1 protein-coding gene is annotated in these 822 nt (G+C 71.5%); it reads left to right on the forward strand.

The features are described from left to right. A partial coding sequence (locus NT8_RS30235) for a hypothetical protein (RefSeq protein WP_169805270.1) occupies window positions 1–822 on the forward strand: 822 nt, incomplete at both ends.

The following is an 822-nucleotide window of genomic DNA, read 5'->3' on the forward strand; positions in this document are numbered from 1 at the left end:
GGCGACGCCGACTGCGCCGAGCCCGAGGACCCCGGCATCGGCGTCGACCCGGACACCGAGGCGGCGTCGACCCAGACCGAAGGGCTGCGTCCGGCGGGTGCGGCGGCCACCGAGGACGTGGACGAGGACGACACGGGCGACGGGTGGGTTCTGCGGTGCGATCCGCTGTGCCCGCCCACCTCCGTCCCTCCGACCGACCTCGGCGCCGAGACGCCTCCGGAGCCCTACCCGGAAGTGGAGAGAAGGGTGCGCTCCAGTCTGGACTCGGGCGAGTCCGACCTGGGCGACGTCTCCGGCTGCAACATGTGGACCCTCTGCCTGGAGCACGAGATCGAGGACGCCCACGAGGACGTGGGCGAGTGGGTCGACGACAGCGGCCCGCTGCTGCCCGACGCGGCCGCCGCCCTGCGCCACTACCTCCGCGGCGACGGCGGGACGATGACGGTCGACGTCGAGCAGCTCCTGGAGGACGTACCGGAGTTCCGGGAGGCGGTGACCGCCCAGCAGCACGAACTCGGACAGCAGGCGATCGCCGAGGCCAAGAAGATCCCCCCGAACAGGTTCGACGGCCCGATCACCTTCCCGGTGAGCGGGAACTGGACGCCGTTCGGCCTCAACGAGGACGGGACGGAGTTCGGCTACGCCGACGCGAACTGGCAGCAGACGATGGGGGATTGGCACTACTACCTGCACGGACACGTGGTGGCGCACCCGCCCGAGGACAGCGGCGGCGAGTGGACCTACACCGTCACCACCGGGACCAGCGTCCGGACGCTCTACTCGTTCCAGGAGGGCGGGGACACCGACCTGCAGTGGCGCGGC

It is taken from the genome of Nocardiopsis trehalosi NBRC 14201 (assembly GCF_001552555.1).
Lineage (GTDB): Bacteria > Actinomycetota > Actinomycetes > Streptosporangiales > Streptosporangiaceae > Nocardiopsis_B > Nocardiopsis_B trehalosi.